The organism is Paraflavitalea sp. CAU 1676, assembly GCF_029223285.1.
GTDB lineage: Bacteria > Bacteroidota > Bacteroidia > Chitinophagales > Chitinophagaceae > Paraflavitalea.
The window spans coordinates 865,970-892,568 of sequence record NZ_JARHUJ010000003.1 but is presented as its reverse complement, the minus strand read 5'-3'; the positions used below and the strand labels follow the sequence as shown (position 1 = coordinate 892,568).

Below are 26,599 nucleotides of genomic sequence, written 5' to 3'. Positions count from 1 at the left end.
ACCCAATTTTTTAACAAGGTTTCAATCTCTCAAACAGATATGAAAAAGAGTATTGCTTTTTTAGGAGCGGCTCTGCTGTTGTCCAGTATGGGTTTTACTGCCTCAGCACAGAACTCAGTCGCCATGCCCTTAGTGGCTGGCGACACGATCGCCAATGCCGGCACAGTGAGCAAGGAGTTCCCTGTTACCGGCAACTATAGCCTGGCCAACGCCCAGGTCGTGATCACCAAAATTAACGGTACGGTAGCCGGCACCACTAAACTCCAGGGCACCCTTAACGGGACGAACTGGGTTGATATAGGAAGCGCCTACACGAATACCGACGTAGCCACCCAGTCAACTGCATTCCAGATTACGGGAGGGGTCACGTGGTCACGATTACGGGTGCTAAGTACCGGGTCGGGTACGATGAATGCCCAGGTAAAAGTGTGGTATTTACTTAAGCCCCCTCTGCAGTAATGCCAAAACCAGTTGACATAGTAGTAGGCCGTGGCCAGCTGTATGACCCCATTGCGGGCTCATCTGCAGTGAATGTGCCATGGCTTGCTGGCCAGGAGATCTACGTCGAGAAAGTCGGCTACGGTACCTGGAACTATGACCTGTGGTCCCCAAAAGGTTCTGGAGGGTTTCAACTGGAAGGCAGCACGTTCCTCGCAGGCGAGCGTTTTTACATCCACTATTCAGGATTTGTTTCAACACTTCCCGGCAGTAGTGGATATACCAACGGGTTCGATAAGGCTCGGGTAATCCCCGCTCTTTTCGGAAGGGTAGGGTGGAGCCAATCACTGGTTGCAGGTGCTCCTGTTGTCAATCCAACGAACCAGGAGAGCAAAAGCGGTCGATACTTCCAGGAGTTTCACAACATCGTAACGGTGGCCAATGTGAGGCAAACAATGGAGGAGATCGGCGCCAACGATGCCAACCTCAATCAGCACCTGACCAACCTGCAAAGGTCCTGCGTCCTGCGCTGCTTAAACGCAGTGTTTCAAAAGCCTGAGTATCTGCAGGAGCTCTTACTGTTCAATCGTATAGGTCAGAACGATACGCCTGTCACCAATACCGGGCAGTTTGTTGGGTATGAAATCAACCTCGCGCCCGCGAACAACATTTCGGTGCAAGTGGAGGCGGCGACGTTGCTCTTTGATCAGGACGTCACCTTCAACCTCTACCTCTTCAAGGACGGGAAGAAAAGCCCGATCCGCGTGGTTGAAGTTGCTGCAGTGGCCTATGAGGCGACTGTGGTCAATTTCGCTGACCTGGTGCTGAGCTATTACGGCGCAACTACCAAAGGCGGACGATTCTACCTGGGTTACTTCCAGGATGATCTCGGACCAGCCAAGGCGATCAGGGAGCAGGTATGCCGCGCAGGTCAGCCACTATGCTATTCAGCTGAACCGGTTTACATGAAGAAGAATGCCGGCGAGTATGACTTCAACCGGGACCAGCGGAGCTACACCGTAGAGCCGTATGGTATCAACCTGGAGATGTCTGTTTTCCGCGACTTCACCAATGTGATCGTTAAGAAGGCTCACCTGTTCGACGAAGTTATCGGCCTGACCAATGCCTATATCGTGATCGAGCAGATCCTTTACGCAGTACGCAGCAACGCAACTGAAAGGATCCTGAAGGACCAGCTTGACAGATTTGGGCTACAGCTCGAACTGTTAGGTGCCGTACCGATTCAGGATTCACCCAGGATAAAGGGCCTTGCCCAAAAGATCGAAGCCGAGTTCAAGCGGATGCGCGACTCTTTCTTTCCACGGCAAAAGCCCATGAACGTCAACCTATGTTAAAACTGAAAACAAAGCCCGTTGGAATAGACGTCCCCATCCAGAAGATGCAGACGTTCATTCATAACAAGCTTATAGCTCTTTGGAACATAGACGAAACGAATGGCCCTAAGTACATGGCTTATGGCAGGTGTTACCGGAATCGCGACCAAAAGTACGGTTACATCGCCGAGAACTACAAAGGCGATTCTATTACCGGCGGGGTTGACTACGAGGAGACCTACTGGGACGATAACATGACGGTGGTTTCTTTTTTCGGAGTGGCGAACTCAATACGCCATGAAGGCACAAAGGAACTCGCATCGGTTCACCTGGTCTACTTCCTGGATCTCGCCAAGGTAAAGCCTACGATCGCACACCGGGCCGACGAAGAGGTCCACAAGGATCTGCTGAGTCTGGTTGGGAATGTTCTCCATGGGTTCACCTATACCGGTCTCGATACTGGTGTAGACAATGTCCTGAGAGAGTATCCAGGAAGCCGGCGTGAAAATCGCATGGTCGCCGTCGATATGCACCCAAGGCACTGCTTCAGGCTCAATTTCGATTTGATGTACCATAAAAATATTTGCTAACTCTTTAAACGTTAATAAAATGTCTACCAATCTCTGTGTAACAGTTGGTGATAACGTGCCAGTCATTGACTGCGAAGGAAAAAGGGCCAGGCCCAGGATGTTCCTGGCGGGTTCCAAGGAATTTACGCCCGCTGAGTATCTCGTAAACGGCAAATGGGATGAAGCAACATTCACTGCAGCTATCCTCGCAGCCATTAACCTGAATACCGGTGTGGCCGGCAAACTGTTTCCTTTTCCTGAGATCCTTCAAGTGGACGATAACAGCGAGGCGCCCACTACTGGTAGCCTAGCATTCGGACCGATCAGATACCTCGGGAATGGAAAGTATGGCTACACCTACAGCGTCGAAGTTGGCCATTCTACTTACCAGGCGTTGCTCACTTATCATGGTAAAAAGGTACCCCTTTATACATATGATGATGCCAGTCAGTTCTGGGCCAACAAAAACAAAACCACTGGCAATTTAAAAGGTGAGATGGCGACTATCGGTATACTGGGCGGCGGCTTTGAAAACGGTACTGACGCTACTTCCGGTGTTGTCCAGATCACTATTGCTTTTAACGACGTTGAAGCATTCAAGAAACGGTCTGCCTATGCCGAGTTCAACAACCTGGCTATTTCTGACTTGGTTCCTCTTAAGAATACCTCGCTATACGATGTACAGGCCCACGCGGCAAACGTGTACAAGATCGGCCTTAAGATCCCCACGGCAAAGATTGGCCAGGACTTAAACCCATGGGCAGAGATCGGCGCCGCGATAGCTGCGATGACTTTCACCGCAGGCACCGGCACAGGTTATGGTACTGCGCTTACGATCACGTCAGTTGCTGCTGACAATACGCTCGGTTGCTTTACCGTGACGTTCGACAGTACCGCATTTACGGCCTTAGGTTCAGGGGCGAAGATCAGGCTCGTACCGCCAACGGTTGCTACTCTTTATGCTGCAGGTATAACAGGGTTCGAACTGCTGCCGGTTGTGGTAATCAAGTAAGCCGTATAGCAGTAAACATTATTCGATCACTTTCATATTTCATTTATGAAAACCAATAAAGTAACCATCGAAGGTCCTGAAGGACCAATTACGCTCAATGCCGACTGGGCTGCAGGACTGTCCGAAACTGACTTTGTCAAGCATGAAAGCCATCATGGCTTATCAAAAGATCAATTGAAGGAAGCTCACAAACTCTGCAAAGAGGCCGTGAAGCCTTCAAAAAAAGAAACTGAGCAGCCTACGGATCAGTTGCCTTCATAGTGGTGCTTCTTTTCTTTCGTTTCGAGTGTGCTGTAAGGCGGTGACTAAATCGCCGCCTTACTTTTTATGACAATCCAGGGAATGCTAAATAGAATCGAGGGGGTTCAAACGGACCTGATAGCGGTGGAAGCTGTAAAGCAAACTACCAACGATATCCGTGACTATAACCTGGATCAGCTCTTAAACGGTCTCGACAACGAGGGAAAGATGATACGCCCTACCTACCTCGAAGATCCCTACTTCGATACAGTCGAGGAAGCCGTGGGGTACATGGAATACAAGCGGAAGATTTCACCTTTCAGCGCTATACGGCCGCCGGAAGCCCCGAACCTGTATATCAACGGGTTTTACCATTCAACGCGAACGGTAAAGGTAATGGGGGACAAGATCGTCTACGACTCCACATTCGAAGAAGCAGATGAGATCGATCGCAAGTATCATCATAAGCTCGATGGCCTCAATCCAGCCAGCCGGAAGCACTTTATTGAAAACGTTCTCCGGCCTCTCTGGAAGCGGTACATGGAAATAGCCACCAGGCTCAAAATGGAATAAGATGGAAGGATGCCCAGGATGTTCTGCATCGCAACAAGGTCAGGACATCGCTTTCGAAAACGCTTTAAAAGCCGCAGATGAGCTCAAGAAAAAAGACCAGGTTTCGGTTGCCGTTTACAAAGAAAACGGAGAATGGAAAATCGGAGAAGCTTTCTCGGTCTACCAGCGAGGCCTCGGCCCCGTCGTCCGGACGGTGCTATCAAAGTATAGTTGACCTGCCGCTGAGTAAGTTCATTTCCGCCAAGGTGGACGGCAACCTGCAGGCGATCGTGATCGAGGGTCCGGTATCTACAGAACGGATTGCCCAGGCCTGGCAGGATATTGAAATCGAATACATAGACGCAATCGGGAGTAATGAGCAGAAGGCTGAAATAAAACTTCGTACTCAAATCGAAACGCTGCAGGCTGATCTCCTTCTCGCAGAAGTATCAGTATACCAAATGAAAAGGCTGTATCACCCATATTTCGCAGATACCCTAAACAGCATACTAAAAGGCAATTACAAGTTTGACCCCGACAACCCCGAAGAATATTCCACCCTGCTCGATAAGTGCTGGAACCGATCAAGGAGTATCAAAATCAACCTGGATCTAAAGGTGATCGAGTACCAGGCGATCGAAGAAAAGATCAAAAAGCAAAGCACTGGGCAGCCATACACGCGGGAGTACTTCGCTAAGCACCTTATCACGCTGAGCGATTTTGCTGGCTATCAGCTGTCTGAGAACATGTCGGTATTCGATTACTGCGATCGCCTGCGCCGGCTTGTAGATTATAACGAAGAGATCAAAAACCGCAATGAAAATCAGAAAATGCGATGAACTCCGAACTCATAAACCAGTATATCGACCGTGAGGCCATTGCCGAGGATACGAAGTTCTTCACCAAGAACCTCGAATCTCTGATTGCATTAATGGACAAGGTAAAAGGCACGAAGATCGATCTCGGTGGTAACACGTCACTTAAGGGTCTGAATACCGGTTCAAAGGAAATGCAGGCCCAACTCCAGGCATTGAGGGTCGAAAACGAGAAGCTTAAAAAATCGATCGATGATCTCTCTTCTAAATATGATAACCTGGCCAAAAAGCAAAAAGAGGGCAAAGGTGCCACAGACGCACTGGCGAAGTCCAAAGAAAAGCTCCTCTACCTAGAAACACAGGAAGCCAAGGAAGTAGCTGCAAACAACGAACTGATCCGGAAGCGCAACCAGGAGCTAAAGAACCAGGTGCGTGAGGAGTCCAATGTAAAAGGCTCGCTCGAACAACGAAGGGCTGCCCTGATCAGGCTTACCGCCGTTTATGATAAGCTTTCCCCTCAGGAGCGCGAATCTTCCCAGGGGAAAAGGCTGGAGACCGTGGTAAATGGCCTTAGCGATCAAGTTAAGGAACTCGAATTCGGCACCAAGCGGTTCCAGAGAAACGTCGGCAACTACGCAGGCTCTGCTAAGATCATTGTCGATGCACTCGAAAAATATCGCGTAAAGGCTCAGGAGGTGACCAAGGCGTTAGGCGCCAGCCATCCAGCGGCCGTTCAGGCGCGCAAAGATTTCGAAGATCTTCGAAAGGTCACGGACAATCCCCGATTCGAAAAGGTTGCCAATATGGGCGACGCCATTCAGGAAGTGCGCTTTTTTCAGAAAGAACTTATCAAACTTGAATCCAGCGGTACCGGTAGCCCCGAAGTCATAAAAGAATTGAAGCAGCGACTGGCTGAGCTCACCGACCAGATCGGCGACACCCGCGCGGAGATAAAGGCATTGTCCAGCGATACCAGAGCATTCGACCTGTTCGCTTCCTCTGTATCATTTGTAGCCTCGACATTCCAGGCCGCTGCAGGTGCTGCTGTGGCAATGGGGGCAAGTGAGGAAGACGCGGCCGAAGCCACAAAGAACCTCGTAGCGATCGAGAATGTCGCCAATGGCGTTCGCGGCATAGCCAACGAGCTTACTACCAAAGGAACTGCCGCAAATAAGGCCTACGCCTTTGTTCAAGGTCAAGTCGCGATTGCAATGGATAGCACCGCTGCAGCTGGGGCCCGCCTCAAAGCATTGTTCACGACCTTGGGTATTGGGGCCCTGGTGATCGCTGCCGGTTACTTGGTTGCAAACTTCAACAAATTAAAGGACCTCTTTAGTCAATTGTCTGCTCAGCAAAAGTTGATGAATGAGATCAATAAGCAGGCGGTAGACGGTTATGTAAAAGAGAAGGTGGCTGTTGGCCTGCTGGTAGAGGAGGTCAATAGCGAAGTTACCTCCAAAGAGCGCAAGAAGGAGATCATCGCGGAGCTGAACGAGATTTCCCCCACATACTTCGGCGGGATCAAAACCGAAAAAGATCTCATTGAAAAGCTGCCGACTGCCTATGCGAAATATACCGAGGCCCTGGTGCTTTCCGCTAAGGTCAAAGCTGCCGAAGCAATTCTCCAGGAGAACGAGCAAAAACGACTACTCGATATCCTCGATAAAGAAGAGAAGCTGGCCGCCCGTAGAAAGCAGCTGGCGAGTCTGCCTGCAAACCTGCAAGCGCAGGATCCGGTGATAAAAGAGCTGACAGCGGATATCGAAGAGCTGAACAAAGAAGCTGGCCAGACCGGTTCCATTGTGACAAAGTTCATCCTGGATACAAGAAAGCAGCTGAACAACCTGGGCGGTGACGTGAATGGTAAAGGCTTTGAAGACGTCGAGAAGCATCTGCAGGATATGTTCGAGACCAGCCAAAATGCCATATCGAACCTGTCAGAGCTCGAAAGGGATGCTGCCCAACGCCGGCTCGATCAGATTAAAAAGTCATTCGAAGAGAGAAAGATTTTCGAAGGCGAGTTTTTACGGGAAGGAAAGAAGGCGCTCTCTGCAGACTTAGCTGCGCAACTCAAATCAATTCAAGCGAACCTCGACCTGCAGCTGGCCGCAGCAGCCGACAACCGTGAGAAAAGAAAGCAGGCTGAAGACGATGCAAATAAAGATCGAATCCTCGCAGATCGGGACTTTCAGGATAAACTTACTGAACTGACTGCAGAGGCGGAAAAGCGCAGAAGAAAGATTGTAGCCTCGACCGTGGAAGGGATCGTTGATGTTGTCGCGCCGGAGCTTTCCAAGATGGCGCAGGCCTTGGACAAAATCACGAAAATTCCTGAGATAAAACTCAGCACCAAGGACGCCCAAAAAGAACTTGATGAACTGATCGCGAAGATTAATAAGGCAGGGGAGGCGTCGCAACAGATATTTTCAGCCATTGGCGCTATTCTCGATGCCAGTGTTACCAAGCGGAAAAACGATATCCAGGTCGAGATTGATGCCCTCGATAAAAAGAAGGAAAAGGACATCGAGCTGGTCGATCAAACGATTACTAACGAGGAAGAGAAGGCTGCTGCTATCGAATCCATAAATATCCGCGCGCAGGTACAACGTGAAGCACTGGAGCGCCGCCAACGAGAGCTTGATATAGAGCGCGCTCGATTCGAGAAAGCTGCAACTATTGCGCGGATTGTAGCTGATACAGCTGCTGCTGTGATAGCGGCACTCGGGGCAAAGCCATGGACACCAGCCAATATTGCCTCGGCTTCGCTTATTGGTGCCATCGGCGCCACCCAACTGGCTGCAGCGATCGCTACACCTGTTCCAAAGTTCAGGACTGGCCGCGATGGGGGAGAGGCCACCTGGGGTATTGTAGGTGACGGCGGTCGGCGTGAGGTTATGTATTCCCAGGACTTAACTAAAGCGCTCGTGACCCCTGCGACCGATACACTGACTTTTATTCCGAAAGGGTATGGGATCGCTCCCAGCATCGAGGACTTCAATAAAATGATTGCTGCAAAGGCGCCAAAGGATGTTCCTATCCTTCAACCTCTCCCGGTCCATAATGACAACAGTGCGCTGATCAAATCGATGGCCAGGCAGATACAGGGCCTAAAGGCTGCGTACCTCAGCAGACCGGAGCATAAGACCATTGTTACAGAGGAGGGATTTAAGCACCAGGTTACGAAAGGGTTCAATACCGCGGACTATATAAATAACAATTTCTAATGGCACAGCCGAAGGACTTTTTGGATTTCATCACCGACGAGACGGGCAAATCATTCCGGGTCAATAACGGAATGGTCGAGGCTGTGAGCACACCCACACCGATACCAGTAGGCCCCGATGGCTGGCAGGAAAAGTCTATAAAATACAAAAGGAATATTCGCTACAGCGGGTTGTTTCGAACTTACACCAATCCCCTCAAATGGGTGAAGGACGCGGCTTTGATCATCCGTGACCAGTTATACAGGAAGGGCACAGAAACAAAGCTCTATTACGTCTCTCATTGGCTCGACAAATCCTTTAACGGTGGTTGGGTTCATCGATTCTTCTACCGGGGCGAGCTGGATCTTACCCAGACTGAGGACGAGGACAACTATGTCGAGACGAACATCATGGAGGGTGATCTGAGCAAGCTGGTTAATGCGAACGAGAATACCGAATACGAGCTCGATCTGAATGTTCCGGAGGCGGTCACCGTGAAAATGGACGGTCTGAGACTGAAAGGATCACGTAAGTGGATTGTTACCGACGTCAAACTTCAAGGCACTGCCGCAGCTGGCCACTTTGCACCTATACGGTATGTGAATGGTGAACTTACGGACGTGGGCATAATCGGGAGCTCCCAATCACCTGGAGATACCAACAGCTACTTTGTCCGATCAGATACCAATGGTCAGCAGTTCAATTGGTCGGGCCCATTAAAGTTGAAGGTGAATTCATTTGTTTTGCTGCTGCAGGTCCGGTTGATCAAAAGGCTGCAGGATAATTCTTTGGTTACCCTTACTACCGACACAGTTAACCCTCCAACCCCCGGAGTGGTTTATTCTTTCAACTTCAATTATGCCGACTACCCATTGAACGAGGATGAGGAACTGATCATAAGTGTGACCTGTGGAGGAAACCCCGGGACGGTTAATCAACGAGAAGTGGAATACGTTGAGACAATTTTTACTGCAAACTTCAATTATCGATACACAACGACCTTTATCAAAGGGCTTCGGCCGGCCTATGTAGGTCAAAAGCTGCTGGATAAGCTGACTGGTGGAGGATACACTTTTGAAAGCAATTACCTCTCCAATGACTGGAACAATTTACTCCTCACATCAGGCGATGGTATCCGAGGCATCGATTCCCCTAAACTAAGAATATCATGGGCCGACTTCTTCGATTCCTACAACGTACCGTGCAATCTTTCATCCGGTATTCGCGATCAAAAGCTTTGGGTGGAAAAGAAGGAAGCGGCTTATCAGTCGAACATCCTGCTGCATTTAGGAACCGTCCGAAAGATGAAGGTCAAGCCTTCGAAAGACTACCAATACAATGTTTTGAAGATTGGATATCCGGATGTTGACACCAAGGAAGTGAATGGCCGGGACGAGTTTAATGTAACGCAGGTCTACACCTCTCCAGTTACTCGAGTTAAAAAGGAGCTCACGCTGGTCTCCAAGGTTATCGCATCGATGTATGAAATTGAAAAGCTGCGGATCCGGCTGGATGGCCAGGATACGACCGACGATGCGAGCGACAAGCGGAGTTTTTTTCTATACGTGGAAAAGGATGCCACGACAGGCGCCGACGGTGAGCCGGCGACCTATCATAAACTTTACCGGGAGACGTACGACAGTCTTAACGGCTTGATCAGTGGGGATACGGCTTTCAATTTACCGATTTCCCCCAAACGCTGCCTGTACAACCATGGCAATGAACTCCGCGGATATTTCTATTGGTTGGAAGGTGGGCAGCTTGTATTCCAAACCAACGACAAGAACGCGGATGTAGTTACGGTAAAGGGAGGAGTTACGATTAGCGAGAAGGCCAATGTCGTCATAGGTAGCTTGGCGCCGCCGCTCTTCATCCCGTTGGATATTCGAGCGGAAGGACCAATGCCTAATAATACCACGAAAGTGATGGATGAAGGCCCGGATGGAACGATATCGCTCGACTATGACGGGGCGACGTTTTACGGCTTTCCTATGGAAGTAGGCATTCAGCCGGCTAACCGCCCAGCCCAGGAAACAACATTACTCTGCTCGCCGCAGACTGACCTTACAAAGCTTATAACCTATGGCAGGTAAAATTGAAGAAATGAAAGGGTTCCTCGATCGGGAATATCTCGATTGCCAATTTAAGCAGATCCGCCGTCAACTTGAATTGATAAATGGGACTTGGGTAGAACGATGTCCCCCGCTTTGCCGGCTTGTAATGAAATACTATCACTGGCGTGTCCTTCGGATCGCCACAAAAGCATTGAAACGTGGCTCAAAACATCCTTGATATCGCAATTTGCTCCCCTCTAAAGTTCGTAGAGGAGGATCTTACGCAACCAGCGAAGTACAATACCAAGTACTTCGAGGACTTCTTGTATGAAGACACCATTCCCGACTTTTACTCGAAGCAGTGCTACCGCGCAATCTGGCAGAAAAACGACAATATTCCCCTGCAGATCCTCTCCAACTACGCGCCGCACAACCTCCAGCTATACGACTGCAATGATGATCCCGTATCCGGGGCATCGTTTGTTTTTAACCATATCCCCAGCTCTATTGAGGGAACTGGACAAAAAGCTCTGCAGGTTAACCTCGGCCTGAATACATACGAGGAGGGGTATTTCCGGTACCGGTTGCGTGCCGGCGATCCGGTGCTGAAAACCTATGTGAGTGAATGGTTCCACTTGAAGGAGAAGCATGAAGGATCTATCCTCCTTGAGTACTGGCATGATGAGAACGACTTAGAAGTGGTCTGGGAGACCGGCATTAAAATGAATTTCAGAGTTCAGGGCGGATTTCCTCCGGAGAAATATAAGCCAGGCAGCAACCGCACGGTATTCATCGACCAGCCCAACAACATTACGCAATTATCGGCCCGCTCTTTCAGTGTCTGGAAGCTCCTGCTGGGCGATAGCTTCGGTTTGCCTCAATGGGTGATCGAACGCATCAACGAGATATTCAACTGCAGCACAGTCCTGATTGACGGCAAACAGTTCGTTGCGAGTGAAGGCGCAGAGCTTGAGGCGATCACTGAGGAGGAGTACCCGCTGGCCGGATGGTCTCTCGATGTTCGGCCGGCGAAGGCCAGCGCAAAAAAGCGATTTGAAGTCGACGGAAACATAGATGGCGCTCTAACCGTGGTTTACAACATCGAGGGCAAGGGCTTCGGCACAATGACGGGCAGCGCAAGCACTAACATCATTCAAATTCAAAGTCTCTAATAATGGGAAAGGTTTCATTTCAAATATCTCCGGCTCCGTCCATCTTAAACAAGTTAATAGCCGTGATCTACAAGACAACGGCGCCGGGAGCTGAAGTTGACCGGATACTGGACAGCACCGATCACACTGCGCCCCGAAACTTCCAGTTCAGCGACCTGGAACCAGGGGTCTATATAACCAAGATCCATGAGAGCGCCGACGGAACTACCCTTGGAAACCTGCGTCACGATTTCTGGGTTGATGCGGTGACCAATCAAATTCTCCTGGAACGCAGGTTCTATCGCGTAGGTGGTTCAGATACTTATGATCCAGCTGCCGACACTATAAAGATTAGCGACCCATATTTTCAGGGTAAGAACATTACAGGCATCTTCCAACAGGGTAATCGCTACCTGCGCCAGGATAAAAGCGAGTGGTCAATCAATGTGGATGGTGAAATCGAGTTCGGCGTTGACTCAATCGGAGGGGTTCAGATCAAGAACTGGGCTGATACTGTTTGGGCAGTTGAGATCTCGTATATACAATCGGACACAGGTGGCGGCTCTCAAAAATACGGGGATGTAGTGATCGTAACGGCCGATACCACCCTGAGCGCGGCGCACTGGAACATGAATATTTATGGCCGTGGAGCATCAAATAAACTGATCCTTACCGCGCCAGCCTTGGCGAGCATTCCTGAGAATAAAGGGTTTACCCTTGTGCACGACGGGGGCAATTCGATAAATGTAGTCCTGCAGTTACAGGCAGGCGAAACAGCTCGCTTCCTTGGTGGCAACTACAACAATATCAAGCTCGGCATTGGCGACTGGATCCGCTGCACAAAAAAGACGATCAGCGGCACAGCTTACCTATTTGTTGAGCCAGGTAAAGGGCATTGGGATCAGTTGGGTTTGATAGTTATGGCGCGGAAAGTACTGCCGAACTCCATTCGCCTTGATGGTACCGAGTATGATCTTAGTGTTCAATTAAGGCTGGCAGACATAGTCAACGACCTGCCTGGCGACCAGATCGTCCCATACGGAAATCTGGAAGGGCAATTTGACTACCTCGCGACCATCAATGATGAAGCCGTGTATGTGAATCATGGGTTTTTTGCGCGGGATCTGGTGAACAACATGGTGAAAGTGCCAGACTTGAACAATCAAGGCGTGCGCTTCTTGAAGTCGGGCTCTGATAGTTCTCGTGTTAATCAAACGCCAGGAGGCTATCAGCATCACTATGTAGGCCGTCACAGCCACAGCTTACCACGAGATGGAGGCGGAGTGCTCGATATTCAGAGCTTGGTGCCAACATCAAATTCCGACGAAGGGATAAGTAGCCTAAGTCAAACCGGCTTCCACAATCCTACAGGTGAAACAGTTATGCGCAACACTGGGTTAATACCGTTGATGCTAATATGATGTTTCGAAATATTTTGAAAGAATTGAAAATTAAAACGACATTTGATTTATGAATAAGCCCTTGCAGGAAGGGCCAAAACAGTCGAAAGGTTTGAAGGGTAAGTCCTTCCACCTACTACTCACTGTGGCGGCCCTTATCTTCAGTTTATCTGCCTCCTCGCAGACACGAGTTGAGTTGATTAGAAACGACACTTACTACAACTATAAGGCCGGAGCCTTCCGTCAACATCTTTATATTCCGCTGGATACTTTCTCTACCGTCGACAGCGGCGACGTTGCATATAAGAATGGCAGGTTTTATCTTAAGCTATCCACCAAATGGGTGGACTGGGGCCTAAACAAGCTCAACGATTCGACCTACACTTTCGGAAAGGATACCTTTACGATCGTCGGCGGTACTGGTGGGGGAGCTGCCCCTGGCGGGACGGATTTCAGTCTTCAATACAAAGTACCTGGTGGCACGTTTGGAGGAACAAACAAGGTCGTTATCAATCCCTCATCGGGTCGAATCGCTTCGGACTCCCTTTTTTCAAAGCTTTGGCGAGGAGACTCTATTAAGCTGGCACGGCAATTCTTCACTTACCTTCCTACAGGCCTGGGGGTTCGTGGGGATTCGTTCACATTCGGCAGCTATGCAACGCCAAGAACCGATTCCGGCTTTGCTTACCTGTTCGCGAACTATATGGGGTTGCCTATAGACCAGCAGGCGCTAAGTGGAACTGGTTGCTTTTACAATATCAAAAACTTCCATGCAACCGTTGGGCTTTCAAACGATAAGTTCCAGATTATCAATGTCGGGTACAATGACTTGCGGGCTACTGGAACAAATGTTAAGACGTATGCAAAAAACGTCAACGCTTACAAGGCGGCGTTTCTTAATCACTTTGCCTCTGTATATGTTGATGCCGGCGGCACAGGAGTTACGAGGTACGGCACCTGGACAACGGGGGTTAATGCTACAAACCATGCAGGCAAATCGGCAAACGCTGCTTACACCAGCACGTTAAACGATTCGATTGTATATTCCTTTACAGGTACATCTGTTGGGGTTGGTATGATGGGCAGTGATGGGATCGTTTCAAATTATGCGTCCTTTGATGCATACATCGATGGCGTTCTACACGCAACCTACAACGCGAACAACCAGACCGACGGGGCTGTCGTCTTCGCAAATCCGAATCACACAGACTCAGTTTTTTGTTACCCTGTTTTGATTCATGGGTTATCGAATGGATCACATAAACTAAAGCTAGTCAATAAGTCGAACACTGGCCAGCGGATGTTTGCAGATTACTTCACTACGCTCGCGCCAGCGTCTACTAAACCGCCTCTCGGTGTTTTCCACCTCATCGCGATACAGTCGTATTACATCGCCAGCAACTCGAAGGTAGATAGCATGGTTGCAACCTTGCCGGCGGGTTACCCGTTCGCAGTATTCAAGATCAACAACTACTTTGTCGAGGCGACAGACATGGACATTGATGGAGTGCACCCAAACAACCTCGGCCACCTGCATTACTTCTATGAGATGCGGGATCAATTCGACCCAATCTTGGCCAATCTGCCGGACGGGGTACTGACCTGGGATCAATGGTTGTACGCGACATCGAATGGTATTAGCAAGCAGGTACCTTACGCGGAAGATGTCCATTTGAAAAGCAATGACAACATTCTTTTTGCAGGGAAAATAACAATCCCCAGTTCCAAAGCTTATGGATTGTATCAGGGAAGCATCCTGCTAACTAACTATGATGCTGTTTTGCAGAACTTTCGTCTTGCAGGAGGGGGAAACCCAACGCTCACGGGTGGGGGGAATTACCTTGCAATGGAGGGCGCCGGCCTTAACCTCACCTCTGCCAACAACAATATCGCAATTGGACCATCTGCTTGCCTTAATTGCACAACAGGAAGTAACATAAGTATAGGTTCTTTCACAAACGCTTATACTACCACCGGACTAAACATTGCAATCGGTTCTGGTGCCAATCAGTTTGGCGCGGGAACTGGGAATACTGCCGTTGGCTTATCAGCCCTTAATGGCAACGTTAGCTACCCGTTTAACAGCTCCACGGCGTTTGGTTACGCAGCAGGCCAGGGTAATAGGGCCGATAACAATACCTTTTTCGGAGCTGGCTCTGGATTTGGCCAAAATATCTCAGGCGGCAAGAATTTTCTTGCAGGTTACAATGCCGGTATGCCTGACCCCACAGTCAGCAACTTCATGAACGTCAACAACGCAATCTGGGGTCGAAATACCAGCGGGCAAGGTTCGACTGCAGCGGGCTTAATCGGCATCGTAAACAACAATCCACTTGTGACCCTAGATATAGGTGGTACCGATGCTGTTCGAATCAACGGGGGAACGACTGCACAACGTCCGACCGGTGCTGCAGGATATCTGCGTTGGAATACTGACAGCACGGCCTTCGAATACTACGATGGCTCAGCATGGAAGGCTATGGCTTCCCGTGATTGGGTCAGAGCAAATGCAGGCGGCAGCCCGTCACCTACCCTTGGCATCACCTACGCTGAAGGGGCAGTTTCCAGCCCAGGCGACTCCGTAAGCATCGATCTCCAGAATATTCGGGTGAGTGTGGCCTATAAGGATGGCACTGACTTGCGGGGGCACCTGCGTACAATAACAGGTACACAATCCATCGATGCCTCAGCCTTTTTAATGTCTGCTACATCCGTCACAAATGCGGCATTTAACGGATATACTCTCGGTACCTCTCCGGATGAATGGGCCACTACAATTAAAGGCAGCACCATAGACAAAGTCCTCTTTACTCTTTCCTCAGCAGGGTACACCTGGGAGATTACCTGCACTGCTTTTTCCAGTGGTGCGAGGGTTAAGCTGTGGGCCAAACTGATTGATCAACCTTAAACTATTTGAGAATGCCAACCAGCGATGAATACTTAGAGCAGCTCCAGAAGTATTACAACAACTACGGCCCAATCATGGAGCCGCTTACCGCTTTGTTGCTTTCTGGTATCCCCGCAGAGTTGGACACCGCTGAACAGTTCGACGCTCGTGTTGCTCAGTTCCCGAATATGACCGTTTCGGCTTTTGTGAAGGTGGACGACAAATACAAGTTCGAAGACGATGTGTTGTTGATGCGAATACCTGGGAAGGGCATTATCGCCATCCCATACGAATTAGTAAACGACGAAACTCTATAACCATGGGTGTCAAGGTTGAAGATTTTGGCAATTTCACCCTCCAGCGGTGGCTCCAGGAAGGCAAACCATTTCCTTTCCAGTTTGAGCTCAATTACTCGAATACAGCAGTCGGCAACGCTACATTCACAACCGTTCCCATTCCTATCGGAAAGTACCTATACATTCCAGAGATTCTTGCGAGTAGTAATATTTCGACTCCTGTTGAGCTGGCTTTTCAAGTATCGTCAACGGTCAATCCTGCCAACCTGGACCAGACAGCCAATAATAACGTTGGTCTGCGTTCCGTAGAAAGTGTTCGTATCGATCAGCGTGGCTTTGTAAAGGACGGGAAGGACCTTAGATGCGGTCAATTTGAAATGTATGATAGAAGTACGCTGATCCTTGGGACCAGAGACACCACAGTCACCGTTACCGGACGCATAATAACAACATTCGTCGGAGCCCGGCTTTTAGATGCGGATACCAACTGGACGGCCGAAAAAGTCATGATAGGCCGTGGCGATAGCATTCTTTCGCCTTTGAACGGCGGCACCAACTATACGGACTCTCAGATATTCTTCACCAGGATCCGCGACTACTACATCAATAAAAATATCAATGTTCGAAAGAACAACAAAGCCGAAGGCGGACGTATTTCTGCAACCGGGGAGGCCTGGCAGGAAGCCGGCTACTTCAATACTCAGCAGTCCGACCTGCTCGTGTACAATTACGGCGTAAACGACGCCGCCAGCAACCCATTCAATGCAGGTGTGAGGGACACTTATAAGGCTAACGTGCTTTCAACAGTCACGAAACACCAGGCAAAATATCGTAAGAAGCCGATCATCCTGCTGTCTTGTACGCCGATCAGTGACAATACACACGAAGCAAATGCCGTCGTTCTCCGGCAAGATCTATACGACATGATCAACGCGTTGCCAGGAACCAAGACGCCCGGAACATCGCTACCTGGACCATTCGCAAATCCGGGTTCACTTCTCAATGAGACTTCAAAAGGGAAGATTCTGGTGATCAACTGCGGTACTGCCTTCAACAGGAGCCAAACCACCTGGTACGACAACAGCCTTGGCATCGGCGATGGTCTACACCCCAATGCAATACGTGGCCACGCGGCCATATTCGATAACTGTATAAAGCCGGCACTCGATGCCTGGTTACCTAAAATCTAAGACATGAAACGTTTTATCTTCCTCTTACTCGCTTTTCTCTCCCTGCAGGTGCAGGGGCAGATCCGCAGCAAAAAAGTATTCATCGGTAAAATTCCCTGTGTTATATGGACACCTGCGAATTTTGACAGCTCCAAAGTATACCCGTGGGTGGTTGCACTTCATGGCGCGGGTGAAGTGTCCGCCGATGGATCTGATGCCCAGCTGACCAGCAAAATCGTCAACAATTACAATTTTTCTAACCTCCTTTCGCGGGCGGATAGGCTGGGCTTTTTGGTTGTTCAACCTCAACTTGTCCTATCGCTCAACGAGTGGATGCCAGGCTTCAGACCAGCGTATATTAACCAGGCGATCAACTACGCGCTCGCCAATTACAAGGTTGATCCACAAAGAATGTACATGACCGGTCTCAGTATGGGCGGCGGTGCCTGTTGGGAATATGTAACCAGCTCGATCGAAAATGCCAATAGGGTGGCCGCGCTCATCCCCATATGCGGTACATGGATCAGCGGGGACTGGAGATTTATTGGTTCCTCCAATATCCCTGTGTGGGCTTTCCACGCGGCCGATGATGAGACCGTATCTGTCAAAGCAACACAGCAAGCAATTTCCAACATCAAGGCAAGTGCAGCAAAGCCGGAACCTCGATACACTGAATATGCTAAGGGTGGGCATGCCGTATGGGGTACGGCATATGGTACCGATGCTCTGTATACCTGGATGCTTTCTCAGACAAACAGCAATATCGTGCCCGATCCAACTCCTCAACCAGTCCCGTTCAAGCCAACTCATAAGATCATCCGGAAGGATGGTGGTATTGACTCGGTAAGAATTGAAACACTATAACAAATATCCTCCGATCCTCTGACTTACTAACCCGAATCCGATACCGCAACTTTAAACGGATTCTATCATGCAACGAACAATGGATCATAACAACGCCACTCTCCTGGAAACAGCCGTCGGCTTCGGTGTAGGTATTACTGTTTGGTTTCTACGATTGCCCGACCCTTGGGTATTGGGTGAATTTCTGAAGGCATTGGAAGCCCTACTCCTTGGCGGCATCGGTGCTATTGGTGCCTGGTTCGTCCGTCGGCACATACTCAGGCATGTGGAGCAACATGGTAGCGTCAAGGCCTGGCTGAAACATATTCTAAAACCTCAAAAATCTGTTCACGATGAAAGAGATCGCAAGCCGGATGAGCCGGCTTAAATACCAGGTAGTACTATCTACCATTGTAGTCTTGGGCGTATTCCTCTTCGACTACCTGTTTTTTCTTAAAGAAATCCCTGTCGGCAATAAGGACATAGCCAACGCAGCCTTCGGGGCCTTAAACACGATCGGCTTCTCCCTGGTGATGAACTTCTGGTTCGGTTCGTCCTTCAAAGAGCGGGAAACCTCCGGTCAACAAAAAGCAGACTCATGACACCAAACCCCAAAATCTCCGATCGTCGCTACCTCCTCATAGTTAGAGTAGTTGTTGGCTTACTCCTTTTATGGCTCATGGTTCGCCCTGGTCCGGATCAATCAACTGTGCCAGCAGAAGTGAAGCAGACAAAGCAGGAGCAGGCTTCTTTAAAACAAAAAGACGAGCAAGCTCATCAGGTGATCGGTGGCCTCATGGCGGAAAACGATAGCCTTCAGAAGCGAGCAAGCTCCCTGCAGAAGGAGCTGGACAACTTCAAAAAAGAAGCGGCAGTCAGTAAGGAAAAGACCAGACGACTGACGGCCGAGCTTGATCGGGCAAAGCAGGACCGGGACACAGCCGCGTATATCAATACCTGTGATAGCCTAAAGCTACTTGCCGAGGAAAAAGACTTTACAATATCCCGAACTCAGGCCTCTGCAGATAGCCTTGACCATGTACGCAAGGAGCAGCTGGCATTAAAGGACACCATCATATCTATTCAGCAATCGCTTCTTGCCGATTTCCGAAGCGCCAATACCAGCCTTGAAGAAAAGTATTACGCCGCTGCAGCAGAGAATACCAAGCTCACCAAAAAAGTCAAGCGCGAACGCAACCTTGGACGGGTGCTCGCTGGCGGTCTTCTCATCATTGGAGGATTACTGATAAGCAAATGAGGTCGACGACACAAATGTCGCTGACCTATTACAATAACCTGAAAATTAAAAACATGTCAAAGAAAGACAACACCAAAATCATTGTGGTGGGCCTGATGGGACTGCTGGTCCTTATAGGCTTTTTTGCGTTTCTGTTTTCCACTTCGGAGTATTCATCGTATACGCACACCTACAAAATCAGCGGGCTCGAGGTGGTTAAAAATGAGTCTGCCTGGTTCTGGGTATTCGTGCTTTTAGGGGGCGTCGTCGGTGGAGGGTGCATTTGTTACAGCCATTGCCTGGAAGCCGGCGTTGGGCCCGGAAAGAATAAGAACCCTTCAGACTGGGCGCCGATCGCCTGGTTTGCTGCGGGCATCCTGCTGATTATATGTCCATGGATACCGGCATTCGGTCACAAGGCTAATGGAGGGGTTGATTTTATCAAGAAGGAAACGGTTATGATCCGATCTGCAAAAGGGGCAGGCAAGCTGGAGAGTTCGATTATCTACATTGGCGAAATCATCGCGCCATGATAACCTATCTTATCATGCACGCGCTGCTCGTCGGCTTCAACCTGCTAAACGTAAAGCACGACGCCTACAGGATCACTAAACATAAGGCCATTGCCCACGGCCTAAACTTTGGGGTATTTACCCTTTTTTGTGCATTGCTATGCTTGTTGTCGCGCTGGAACGTTGGGGTAATTACCCTTTTTTCTGTGTCGGCGTTTTTTAACCGGCAGTTGTCTTTCGACATCCCGCTCAACTTGAGGCGTAAACTTCCCTGGTATTATCAGTCAACGGCCAATCCTCCCAAAGCTTTAATGGACCGGATCGAGCGAAAGATCTTCGGCAACCTTTCCGGCAAGTGGATCGCGACGGTCTACGCTGCCGGCTGGCTTATTTGCTTACTCATTAAAACGTTTCTATGACCTTACAGGATAAAGTAGTTGAAGAGGCCGTCTCCCAGCTGGGCGTTGAAGAGCAGCCGCGTGGCTCCAATCGGGGCCCGCAGGTCGATAAATATATCCAATCGGTTGGACTGGATCCTGCCGGCAAGCATCCCTGGTGCATGGCTTTCGTTTACTGGTGCCACGTCCAGGCAGGCGATAAGATGGGCGTTCCAATCAACATGCTCAAAACCGGGCGGGTAATGCTTCAATGGCAAACCAAGAAAGGCAAATATCGGGTACTCACCCCGCAACCTGGTGACGTGTTCATCATGGACTACGGGAAAGGCCTCGGCCATACCGGTATTGTTGAGAGTGTGGAGAACGACTTCGTTCACACCATCGAAGGCAACACCAACGATGAGGGCAGCCGGGAAGGTTACGAGGTCTGCCGCCGGAAGCGCCCGCGAAACAAGATCGCCGGATACCTAAGATTTTAAAAATGCCGAGGCGCTGGATAAAATACCCGAAAGATAACCACGTCATGAGCGACGAGATCCGGCGCCGGTTTGAGGCCCTCATGGAGCCGAAGGAGGTACCTAAGGCAGCCCAGGGACAAAGCCAGGTGCCGGTGCCTAAGGGTGAGCTCTGGCGATGGGATACTTTAGAGGACGTACCAGAATTAAACACTTGATCATGAACAAAATAATCGAACCACAGAAGGACCAGATTGTCCTTTATTTCCTCCAGCGGAAAGACGAAGCTGGCAAATCGGTCACTGAAGAACATCACGTTACCGTTAAGGCTGCACGAGGTCTTACGGTCGACGTTGAATTTACCTGGGTAAACCCTGATGCCGAAGAAAGGATCACCCGGAAGGATGTGCCTCATAAAAGCGAAGCGGCTGCAGGCGCTGATCACTGGGACTGGTCGCCAATACTAAAACATTAAAAGCCGGGGACGGGGTCACCGAACACCTTATACAATGAGTGAAAAAATAAGAGCAAAAGTCCGCTGCGAGGCTCGGATCGATACAGACAATGGGGCCGGCTACGCTTTCAGGCAATTCCGCTTTCGCGCAGTTTACGGTACAACCGGTGAAAACGCCGGGTTCTCGAAGGCGACTCCCAACGGTGAGTTGTTGCTTACAGTTGACAAGGGAACGGAGGCCTATGAAAAGTGGCAGCCCAACAAAAGTTATTATCTCGATATCACCGAAGCTCCGGAATAGGGGCGGAAGATTCTCATAAGCAGCAATTTTGGTTACAGGCCTGGGTTTCTACCTGGGCTTTTCCTTTTCCATGACAGCCGCAACCAGGTCGGCCAGGATCTGCAGGTCGTCCCCGTGTATTCCTTCCGTATTGTGCGGCACGCATACCCACTCACCACTTCGCTTAAAAATCTGACCTATATAATAGTGGTCGATATAGACGTGCCAGTTGCCACCGCTGCCATTGACGGGAGATATCTCGACCTGTCGACCGAGGGAGTCATTGAATTTGATTTGATGCAGTTGTGGCATATATTTGAGCGCCTCTTACCCTGTCACACATTATGTCACTTGGGGCAGAAACCGGAGGCAAAGTAACCAAAATATCTATCTGTAATACCGCCGTAATCAATTAATTAGAAGTTTCAAAGGGCCATGCCTTCAGATTGTGGTTCTGAGGGTCGCCGGTTCGAACCCGGTTGGCCACCCATATTATAGATTTCCCGGACTTATTGTTCCGGGTTTTTTATTGCCCATAAGGTAAGAATTGAATCGTACGAAATATTTCCTATGTTTGGAGAATGAAACCCATCCTCCTTTTGTTTTTCGGCATCGGCTGCCTCATAGCGAGCCACGCGCAATCCCATCTTCCCGATACAACCCGCCGGCAGGTTGAGCAACTATTTAATAAATGGAATGATCCCGGTAAGCCCGGCTGTGTAGTGGCCATCGTAAGGAGCGACACCGTCCTCTATGCGCAAGGGTTTGGCCTGGCCAACCTTGAACAACAGGTAGCCAATACGCCCCAAAGCGTTTATTATATGTGCTCGGTCTCCAAACAATTCGCGGGCTACGCCATCGCCTTACTGGCCAGGCAAGGCAAACTGAACCTCGACAGCGATATCCGCCAGTACCTGCCCTGGATGCAGATACCCGGTAAAAAAATAACAGTACGCCACTTACTCAATCACACCAGCGGTATCCGTGATGATATCTCCATGGCCGCCATCACCGGCCTGCCGCTCGAAGGCATGTTGACGCAGGAAGCTGCCATCAACCTGCTCAAAAAACAACGCAGCCTCAATTTTGAACCCGGCGACAAATATGCCTATTCGAATTCCAATTATGTATTGTTGGCCGAGATCGTACAGGCAGTCAGTGGTCAATCATTCAGGGCATTCACCAATGAGCAGATCTTCCAGCCGTTGGGAATGTCGAGCGCTGTCTTTATCGACCAAAGCACCGAAACGATCCCCGGCAGGGTTGCCTCGTATAGTAAAGACAGTAAAGGGAACTACAACAACAGTCTTCAGCACGTATACACACTCGGTGACGGTGGGCTCTTCGTCAATGTGCTCGATATGACAAAATGGGTCATGAATTTTTATGCTCCTAAAGCTGGCGACAGCAAAGACATTGAGCAACTCACCGAAAGAGGTAAGCTCAACAATGGTAAGGTCATCAGTTATGCGCTCGGCATCAGTGTTGACTCCTCGAGAGGCTGGAAACGTTTTATGCACAACGGTGGCCTCAATGGTTATCGAACCATACAGGTCGTATATCCCGAACTGAAAACAGGTTTTATAGTATTTGGCAATGGAGGTGACAACGACATTTATAATAAACCCGATCAACTGGCTGTCTTGTTTATACCCGACCGCAGTGTGAAGTCCACGATAGCCACCTCTGTCAAAACCGACTCATCTGCGCTGTTGATCAAAGACACCGGAAAACTGAAACAATGGGAAGGCATTTACTTTAGTGAAAACGGCGCGCGTTTCGATTTTTCCCGTGTAAACGGACAATTCCGGGTAGGACCGAATGCTTTGGTGCCCGAAGGGGTCGATTCTTTCTCCCTGTATGGCAACAAGAGGATCCAATTCGCTTTCGGGCCAGGAAGAAAGCCCGCCGCTCAATACCTCCGGTTTTACTCTCCGGTATTGGACGAACCATGGTTACTGGAAAAGATCGAGCGGCAGGAGATCAACGAAAATACGGCCAAAGCCTACCTCGGCATGTATTACAGCCCCGAACTGGAAACGATGTTCCGCCTGGCCTGGAAAGACCAGCAACTGGTCATCATCGACGGCCGTCGGGGGGAAGCTAAAGTTACCCTGATAGGTTCGGGGCATTTGGCAACGGACCTGCCTGCTATGCGCCATTTTACGGTGAAAAAAGACCCCGCCGGCCGGGTTACCACACTCACTTTGAATGATGGGGCCATCAGTCATCTCGTTTTTAGCAGGATGGATTGAGCCCCATCGGGTTATGGAAGACGGATTGCCGCTCATGGCAGCCAATTTTCCCCTCTTCCCGGAAAGGCGAACAAGGGCCAAAACCGATTGTTAATATTCATTTTAGTTCACAACAACCCATCTTAATTATCGTTATTTTTGGTAGTAATGACTAAAGTATTACGCTATATGGTAAAAAAGAAGAATCTGCCCATTGTGTTGATCGTGCTGGGGGCCGGCCTTTTTGTGGCTTTCCGGTCGCTTGGAATAGGAGGTGGCAGCAATCCACCCGCTACGAAATATGAAAAGATCCTCCGTAATGTGGGAGAAATGCTCTCCGAGGTTCATTATAGTCCCAAAAAGATCGATGACAACTTCTCCAAAGAGGTCTTCAAAAAGTTCCTGACGAACAGGTACGTAGACGAAAACAAGAACATCCTGCTGCAGTCTGATATTCAGCAACTGAAGAAATACGAAACGAAGATCGATAACGAAATACTCGGCGAGCCTGTACAATTTGTGCCGGCTGTATCCGAAATCGTAAAAAAGCGCGTGCTGGAAACCGAGCAGGTATACAGAGACATCCTGAGCAAACCATTCGAATTTAATAAAGACGAAACGGTTAACCTGGATCCCGAAAAGCTCGACTTCCCTAAAAATGAAGCAGAACGCAAAGAGATCTGGCGCAAGCGCCTTAAATACATGGTGCTCGACCGTTATGTCGACCTGGTCGAAGCCCGTGATAAGAACAAGGGCAAAGACAGTGTCAAGGCGAAGACCGATGCCGAACTGGAGAAAGAGGCGCGCGACCGCGTACTGAAGATCATGGACCGCTCATTCGAGCGCCTGAAATTGAAAGTGACCGACGACGACCGTTTCAATGAATTCGTAAAGACCATCACCGAGTCGATGGATCCGCATACTACCTTCTTCCCACCCGTGGATAAACGCTATTTCGATGAGCAGATGAGCGGCACCTTCTTTGGTATCGGCGCATCGCTGATCGAGTCGGATGGTGGCATCAAGATCGGTACCCTCATCACGGGCAGCCCCGCCTGGAAGTCGGGCCAGATCGCTGTAGGCGACCAGATACTGAAAGTAGCACAAGGTCCGGCCGAGCCTGTTGACCTGGCTGGTTTCTTTGTAGAAGACGCTGTAAAAGTGATCCGCGGTAAACAAGGCACGGAAGTGCGCCTTACCTTGAAAAAAGCCGATGGTTCTGTGAAAACAGTGACCCTCATTCGCGATAAGATCGTGCAGGACGAAACCTTTGCCCGCAGTGCGGTGATCAACACCGTGAAGGGAAAGATCGGTTTTATCTACCTGCCCGAGTTTTATGCTGATTTTGAGAATCCCAAAGGTCCCCGTTGTGCCGAAGATGTGCGCAAGGAGATCATCAAACTGAAAGAGCAGAAAGTAGACGGCATCGTCATGGACCTCCGCAACAATGGCGGCGGTTCTCTGTACGATGTAGTACAGATGGTGGGCTTCTTCATCGAAGGTGGCCCTGTAGTGCAGGTGAAGGACCGCGATGGCAAGCCGCAGATCTATCCCGATCGTGATAAATCAGTATTGTATGATGGTCCGCTGGCCGTGATGGTGAATGAGTTCAGTGCTTCTGCTTCTGAGATCTTCGCAGCTGCCATCCAGGATTATGATCGTGGCGTTATCATCGGCAGTACTACTACTTATGGAAAGGGAACTGTACAACGCAATATAGGTCTCGATAAGAACCTGGGTATGCTCAACCCCAACAGCGAACTCGGTACTGTCAAGGTTACGCTGCAGAAGTTCTACCGCATCAGTGGAGGTTCTACCCAATTGAGGGGTGTTGCTTCGGATATTGCCCTGCCCGATCTGGCAGAGTACTCCAAGTACCGCGAAAAAGACAATCCCGATGCATTGCCCTGGGATGAGATCGCCAAAGCAGATTATACCCGTTGGAAATACGGCCTCGACCTGGCCCCCATCAAGAAAGCCAGTGATGAGCGTATCAAAACGAATGAAGCCTTCATTCGTATGAGAACGAGTGCAGAGTGGCTGGCCAAACAACAGGAGAACAGAGTAGAACCGCTGAGCCTGAAGAAATTCCTGGAAGAGCAGAAACTGACCAAACAAATGGGTAAGGAGATCGACTCGATCAGCAAATCGGCCAAAACGCTCGACGTGGAAGCATTGCCCGAAGACCTGAAGAAGTTCGAATACGATACCGGCAAGCTGGAACGTTTCAAGAACTGGGTTACCGCGCTGCGCAGCAGGGATATTTACCTGGGCGAAGCGGTGAATGTGATCAACGACATGATCATTCAGCAAAATGTAGTGTACAATACCAATAGCCCCAGCAAAAATTAATCAATAGCTTTAGTATAAAGAACGCTGAATGGCCCCGCCATTCAGCGTTCTTGTTTTAAGGATTCCCTATTTTTGCTCTCTATTACTACCCGTTATTATGAGTATTCTAGATCAGTTTAAAAGTATTACCACCTTCGTATTCGATATGGATGGGGTATTGACAGATGGAACCGTATATGTATTGGAAGGAGGGCAGTACCGCCGCATGAATATCAAAGACGGCTATGCATTGCAGCTGGCCGTGAAGAAACGGTACCGGGTAGTGGTGATTTCCGGCGCCACCAGCGATCCTGCGACCGACCGCTTGCAAAAACTGGGTATCGTTGATATATTTATGGGGGTAAAAGACAAGAAAGCCCGCCTGGAAGCGTACATGCAGCAACACGGACTGGCGGCAGCGGAAGTACTGATGATGGGCGACGATATACCCGACCTGGAGGTGATGCAATCGGTGGGCCTTGCCTGCGCCCCGGCCGATGCTGTTACGGAGATCAGGGGCATGGCGCACTATATATCCCTGCATCCCGGCGGAATGGGCTGTGTACGCGATGTCATCGAAAAAGTACTCAAATTGAACGACCACTGGGATTTGCATACACATACGGCCAGCGTTTAATACGACGCCCATCCGGTATCTGAAGAACGATCCCCTGCTGCATTGCAATCGACAAAATTGGCTGCCTGCTGCCGGTAAACGCTGGCATTCATTAAATC

At 49.7% G+C, this 26,599-nt stretch carries 27 protein-coding genes; 26 read left to right on the top strand and 1 reads right to left on the bottom strand.

What is annotated here, in order from left to right:
• Positions 1–39: 39 nt before the first annotated feature.
• The 23 genes from P2H89_RS12660 (at position 40) to P2H89_RS12550 (ending at position 21,320) form a co-directional block, all read left to right on the top strand.
• Positions 40–459 carry a hypothetical protein gene (locus tag P2H89_RS12660; RefSeq protein ID WP_275827250.1) on the top strand — a complete coding sequence of 140 codons (420 nt, stop codon included), beginning with the start codon at positions 40–42 and terminating at the stop codon, positions 457–459.
• The gene (locus P2H89_RS12655; RefSeq protein ID WP_275827249.1) at positions 459–1,793 is read left to right on the top strand and encodes a hypothetical protein; all 1,335 of its coding nucleotides are present in this window, start codon (positions 459–461) and stop codon (positions 1,791–1,793) included. The genes P2H89_RS12660 and P2H89_RS12655 overlap by 1 nt, the downstream gene beginning before the upstream one ends.
• Positions 1,787–2,362 (top strand): hypothetical protein, encoded by a 576-nt coding sequence (locus P2H89_RS12650; RefSeq protein WP_275827246.1) that lies wholly within the window; start codon positions 1,787–1,789, stop codon positions 2,360–2,362. Before P2H89_RS12655 ends, P2H89_RS12650 begins: the two co-directional genes overlap by 7 nt.
• A 19-nt stretch (positions 2,363–2,381) precedes the next feature.
• On the top strand, positions 2,382–3,353 hold the full coding sequence (locus P2H89_RS12645; protein ID WP_275827244.1) for a hypothetical protein: 972 nt from the start codon (positions 2,382–2,384) through the stop codon (positions 3,351–3,353).
• Between the two features lie 45 nt (positions 3,354–3,398).
• Positions 3,399–3,614: a hypothetical protein gene (locus tag P2H89_RS12640; protein ID WP_275827242.1), complete on the top strand. Its 216-nt coding sequence runs from the start codon at positions 3,399–3,401 to the stop codon at positions 3,612–3,614.
• Positions 3,615–3,695: 81 nt separating this feature from the next.
• Positions 3,696–4,166 carry a hypothetical protein gene (locus tag P2H89_RS12635; protein WP_275827240.1) on the top strand — a complete coding sequence of 157 codons (471 nt, stop codon included), beginning with the start codon at positions 3,696–3,698 and terminating at the stop codon, positions 4,164–4,166.
• A gap of 77 nt (positions 4,167–4,243) precedes the next feature.
• A complete protein-coding gene (locus P2H89_RS12630) occupies positions 4,244–4,984 on the top strand; it encodes a hypothetical protein (protein WP_275827238.1) in 741 nt (246 codons plus the stop codon).
• The gene (locus tag P2H89_RS12625; RefSeq protein WP_275827236.1) at positions 4,981–8,184 is read left to right on the top strand and encodes a hypothetical protein; all 3,204 of its coding nucleotides are present in this window, start codon (positions 4,981–4,983) and stop codon (positions 8,182–8,184) included. Before P2H89_RS12630 ends, P2H89_RS12625 begins: the two co-directional genes overlap by 4 nt.
• The gene (locus P2H89_RS12620; RefSeq protein ID WP_275827234.1) at positions 8,184–10,256 is read left to right on the top strand and encodes a hypothetical protein; all 2,073 of its coding nucleotides are present in this window, start codon (positions 8,184–8,186) and stop codon (positions 10,254–10,256) included. Before P2H89_RS12625 ends, P2H89_RS12620 begins: the two co-directional genes overlap by 1 nt.
• Positions 10,257–10,435: 179 nt before the next feature.
• Positions 10,436–11,389 carry a hypothetical protein gene (locus P2H89_RS12615; protein WP_275827232.1) on the top strand — a complete coding sequence of 318 codons (954 nt, stop codon included), beginning with the start codon at positions 10,436–10,438 and terminating at the stop codon, positions 11,387–11,389.
• A gap of 62 nt (positions 11,390–11,451) precedes the next feature.
• Positions 11,452–12,789: a hypothetical protein gene (locus tag P2H89_RS12610; protein WP_275827230.1), complete on the top strand. Its 1,338-nt coding sequence runs from the start codon at positions 11,452–11,454 to the stop codon at positions 12,787–12,789.
• Positions 12,790–12,838: 49 nt separating this feature from the next.
• Entirely contained in the window at positions 12,839–15,676 is a 2,838-nt protein-coding gene (locus tag P2H89_RS12605; RefSeq protein ID WP_275827228.1) for a hypothetical protein, read from the top strand.
• Positions 15,677–15,687: 11 nt separating this feature from the next.
• The gene (locus tag P2H89_RS12600; protein WP_275827227.1) at positions 15,688–15,972 is read left to right on the top strand and encodes a hypothetical protein; all 285 of its coding nucleotides are present in this window, start codon (positions 15,688–15,690) and stop codon (positions 15,970–15,972) included.
• Positions 15,973–15,974: 2 nt separating this feature from the next.
• Positions 15,975–17,141 carry an SGNH/GDSL hydrolase family protein gene (locus P2H89_RS12595; protein ID WP_275827225.1) on the top strand — a complete coding sequence of 389 codons (1,167 nt, stop codon included), beginning with the start codon at positions 15,975–15,977 and terminating at the stop codon, positions 17,139–17,141.
• A gap of 3 nt (positions 17,142–17,144) precedes the next feature.
• Positions 17,145–17,984 (top strand): dienelactone hydrolase family protein, encoded by an 840-nt coding sequence (locus P2H89_RS12590; protein ID WP_275827223.1) that lies wholly within the window; start codon positions 17,145–17,147, stop codon positions 17,982–17,984.
• 67 nt (positions 17,985–18,051) lie between these two features.
• Positions 18,052–18,351, top strand: a complete 300-nt coding sequence (locus P2H89_RS12585; protein WP_275827221.1) for a hypothetical protein — start codon at positions 18,052–18,054, stop codon at positions 18,349–18,351.
• Entirely contained in the window at positions 18,317–18,565 is a 249-nt protein-coding gene (locus tag P2H89_RS12580; protein WP_275827219.1) for a hypothetical protein, read from the top strand. The genes P2H89_RS12585 and P2H89_RS12580 overlap by 35 nt, the downstream gene beginning before the upstream one ends.
• A complete protein-coding gene (locus P2H89_RS12575) occupies positions 18,562–19,221 on the top strand; it encodes a hypothetical protein (protein ID WP_275827217.1) in 660 nt (219 codons plus the stop codon). Before P2H89_RS12580 ends, P2H89_RS12575 begins: the two co-directional genes overlap by 4 nt.
• Before the next feature lie 53 nt (positions 19,222–19,274).
• Positions 19,275–19,733, top strand: coding sequence for a hypothetical protein (locus P2H89_RS12570; protein WP_275827216.1), 459 nt, complete (start codon positions 19,275–19,277; stop codon positions 19,731–19,733).
• Positions 19,730–20,131 (top strand): hypothetical protein, encoded by a 402-nt coding sequence (locus P2H89_RS12565; RefSeq protein ID WP_275827214.1) that lies wholly within the window; start codon positions 19,730–19,732, stop codon positions 20,129–20,131. The genes P2H89_RS12570 and P2H89_RS12565 overlap by 4 nt, the downstream gene beginning before the upstream one ends.
• A complete protein-coding gene (locus P2H89_RS12560) occupies positions 20,128–20,589 on the top strand; it encodes a CHAP domain-containing protein (protein ID WP_275827212.1) in 462 nt (153 codons plus the stop codon). Before P2H89_RS12565 ends, P2H89_RS12560 begins: the two co-directional genes overlap by 4 nt.
• 196 nt (positions 20,590–20,785) lie before the next feature.
• Positions 20,786–21,040 (top strand): hypothetical protein, encoded by a 255-nt coding sequence (locus P2H89_RS12555; protein WP_275827210.1) that lies wholly within the window; start codon positions 20,786–20,788, stop codon positions 21,038–21,040.
• A 34-nt stretch (positions 21,041–21,074) separates the two neighbouring features.
• The gene (locus tag P2H89_RS12550; protein WP_275827209.1) at positions 21,075–21,320 is read left to right on the top strand and encodes a hypothetical protein; all 246 of its coding nucleotides are present in this window, start codon (positions 21,075–21,077) and stop codon (positions 21,318–21,320) included.
• A 48-nt stretch (positions 21,321–21,368) separates the two neighbouring features.
• Here the strand turns inward: P2H89_RS12550 and P2H89_RS12545 are convergent, their stop codons facing one another.
• Positions 21,369–21,611, bottom strand: a complete 243-nt coding sequence (locus P2H89_RS12545; RefSeq protein ID WP_275827207.1) for a hypothetical protein — start codon at positions 21,609–21,611, stop codon at positions 21,369–21,371.
• A gap of 269 nt (positions 21,612–21,880) precedes the next feature.
• On the opposite strand from P2H89_RS12545, the gene P2H89_RS12540 reads away from it, so the two are divergent.
• The 3 genes from P2H89_RS12540 (at position 21,881) to P2H89_RS12530 (ending at position 26,501) form a co-directional block, all read left to right on the top strand.
• Positions 21,881–23,554 (top strand): serine hydrolase domain-containing protein, encoded by a 1,674-nt coding sequence (locus P2H89_RS12540; protein ID WP_275827205.1) that lies wholly within the window; start codon positions 21,881–21,883, stop codon positions 23,552–23,554.
• Positions 23,555–23,701: 147 nt separating this feature from the next.
• On the top strand, positions 23,702–25,885 hold the full coding sequence (locus P2H89_RS12535; protein WP_275827203.1) for a carboxy terminal-processing peptidase: 2,184 nt from the start codon (positions 23,702–23,704) through the stop codon (positions 25,883–25,885).
• 97 nt (positions 25,886–25,982) lie between these two features.
• On the top strand, positions 25,983–26,501 hold the full coding sequence (locus tag P2H89_RS12530; protein ID WP_275827201.1) for an HAD hydrolase family protein: 519 nt from the start codon (positions 25,983–25,985) through the stop codon (positions 26,499–26,501).
• The last annotated feature ends 98 nt before the right edge of the window (positions 26,502–26,599 follow it).

What these genes read in the sequence shown, in the direction of transcription:
- P2H89_RS12660 (WP_275827250.1), top strand. Translation starts at nt 40, where the DNA reads ATGAAAAAGAGTATTGCTTTTTTAGGAGCGGCTCTGCTGTTGTCCAGT.
- P2H89_RS12655 (WP_275827249.1), top strand. Translation starts at nt 459, where the DNA reads ATGCCAAAACCAGTTGACATAGTAGTAGGCCGTGGCCAGCTGTATGAC.
- P2H89_RS12650 (WP_275827246.1), top strand. Translation starts at nt 1,787, where the DNA reads ATGTTAAAACTGAAAACAAAGCCCGTTGGAATAGACGTCCCCATCCAG.
- P2H89_RS12645 (WP_275827244.1), top strand. Translation starts at nt 2,382, where the DNA reads ATGTCTACCAATCTCTGTGTAACAGTTGGTGATAACGTGCCAGTCATT.
- P2H89_RS12640 (WP_275827242.1), top strand. Translation starts at nt 3,399, where the DNA reads ATGAAAACCAATAAAGTAACCATCGAAGGTCCTGAAGGACCAATTACG.
- P2H89_RS12635 (WP_275827240.1), top strand. Translation starts at nt 3,696, where the DNA reads ATGCTAAATAGAATCGAGGGGGTTCAAACGGACCTGATAGCGGTGGAA.
- P2H89_RS12630 (WP_275827238.1), top strand. Translation starts at nt 4,244, where the DNA reads ATGAGCTCAAGAAAAAAGACCAGGTTTCGGTTGCCGTTTACAAAGAAA.
- P2H89_RS12625 (WP_275827236.1), top strand. Translation starts at nt 4,981, where the DNA reads ATGAACTCCGAACTCATAAACCAGTATATCGACCGTGAGGCCATTGCC.
- P2H89_RS12620 (WP_275827234.1), top strand. Translation starts at nt 8,184, where the DNA reads ATGGCACAGCCGAAGGACTTTTTGGATTTCATCACCGACGAGACGGGC.
- P2H89_RS12605 (WP_275827228.1), top strand. Translation starts at nt 12,839, where the DNA reads ATGAATAAGCCCTTGCAGGAAGGGCCAAAACAGTCGAAAGGTTTGAAG.
- P2H89_RS12600 (WP_275827227.1), top strand. Translation starts at nt 15,688, where the DNA reads ATGCCAACCAGCGATGAATACTTAGAGCAGCTCCAGAAGTATTACAAC.
- P2H89_RS12595 (WP_275827225.1), top strand. Translation starts at nt 15,975, where the DNA reads ATGGGTGTCAAGGTTGAAGATTTTGGCAATTTCACCCTCCAGCGGTGG.
- P2H89_RS12590 (WP_275827223.1), top strand. Translation starts at nt 17,145, where the DNA reads ATGAAACGTTTTATCTTCCTCTTACTCGCTTTTCTCTCCCTGCAGGTG.
- P2H89_RS12585 (WP_275827221.1), top strand. Translation starts at nt 18,052, where the DNA reads ATGCAACGAACAATGGATCATAACAACGCCACTCTCCTGGAAACAGCC.
- P2H89_RS12580 (WP_275827219.1), top strand. Translation starts at nt 18,317, where the DNA reads ATGAAAGAGATCGCAAGCCGGATGAGCCGGCTTAAATACCAGGTAGTA.
- P2H89_RS12575 (WP_275827217.1), top strand. Translation starts at nt 18,562, where the DNA reads ATGACACCAAACCCCAAAATCTCCGATCGTCGCTACCTCCTCATAGTT.
- P2H89_RS12570 (WP_275827216.1), top strand. Translation starts at nt 19,275, where the DNA reads ATGTCAAAGAAAGACAACACCAAAATCATTGTGGTGGGCCTGATGGGA.
- P2H89_RS12565 (WP_275827214.1), top strand. Translation starts at nt 19,730, where the DNA reads ATGATAACCTATCTTATCATGCACGCGCTGCTCGTCGGCTTCAACCTG.
- P2H89_RS12560 (WP_275827212.1), top strand. Translation starts at nt 20,128, where the DNA reads ATGACCTTACAGGATAAAGTAGTTGAAGAGGCCGTCTCCCAGCTGGGC.
- P2H89_RS12555 (WP_275827210.1), top strand. Translation starts at nt 20,786, where the DNA reads ATGAACAAAATAATCGAACCACAGAAGGACCAGATTGTCCTTTATTTC.
- P2H89_RS12550 (WP_275827209.1), top strand. Translation starts at nt 21,075, where the DNA reads ATGAGTGAAAAAATAAGAGCAAAAGTCCGCTGCGAGGCTCGGATCGAT.
- P2H89_RS12545 (WP_275827207.1), bottom strand. Translation starts at nt 21,611, where the DNA reads ATGCCACAACTGCATCAAATCAAATTCAATGACTCCCTCGGTCGACAG.
- P2H89_RS12540 (WP_275827205.1), top strand. Translation starts at nt 21,881, where the DNA reads ATGAAACCCATCCTCCTTTTGTTTTTCGGCATCGGCTGCCTCATAGCG.
- P2H89_RS12535 (WP_275827203.1), top strand. Translation starts at nt 23,702, where the DNA reads ATGACTAAAGTATTACGCTATATGGTAAAAAAGAAGAATCTGCCCATT.
- P2H89_RS12530 (WP_275827201.1), top strand. Translation starts at nt 25,983, where the DNA reads ATGAGTATTCTAGATCAGTTTAAAAGTATTACCACCTTCGTATTCGAT.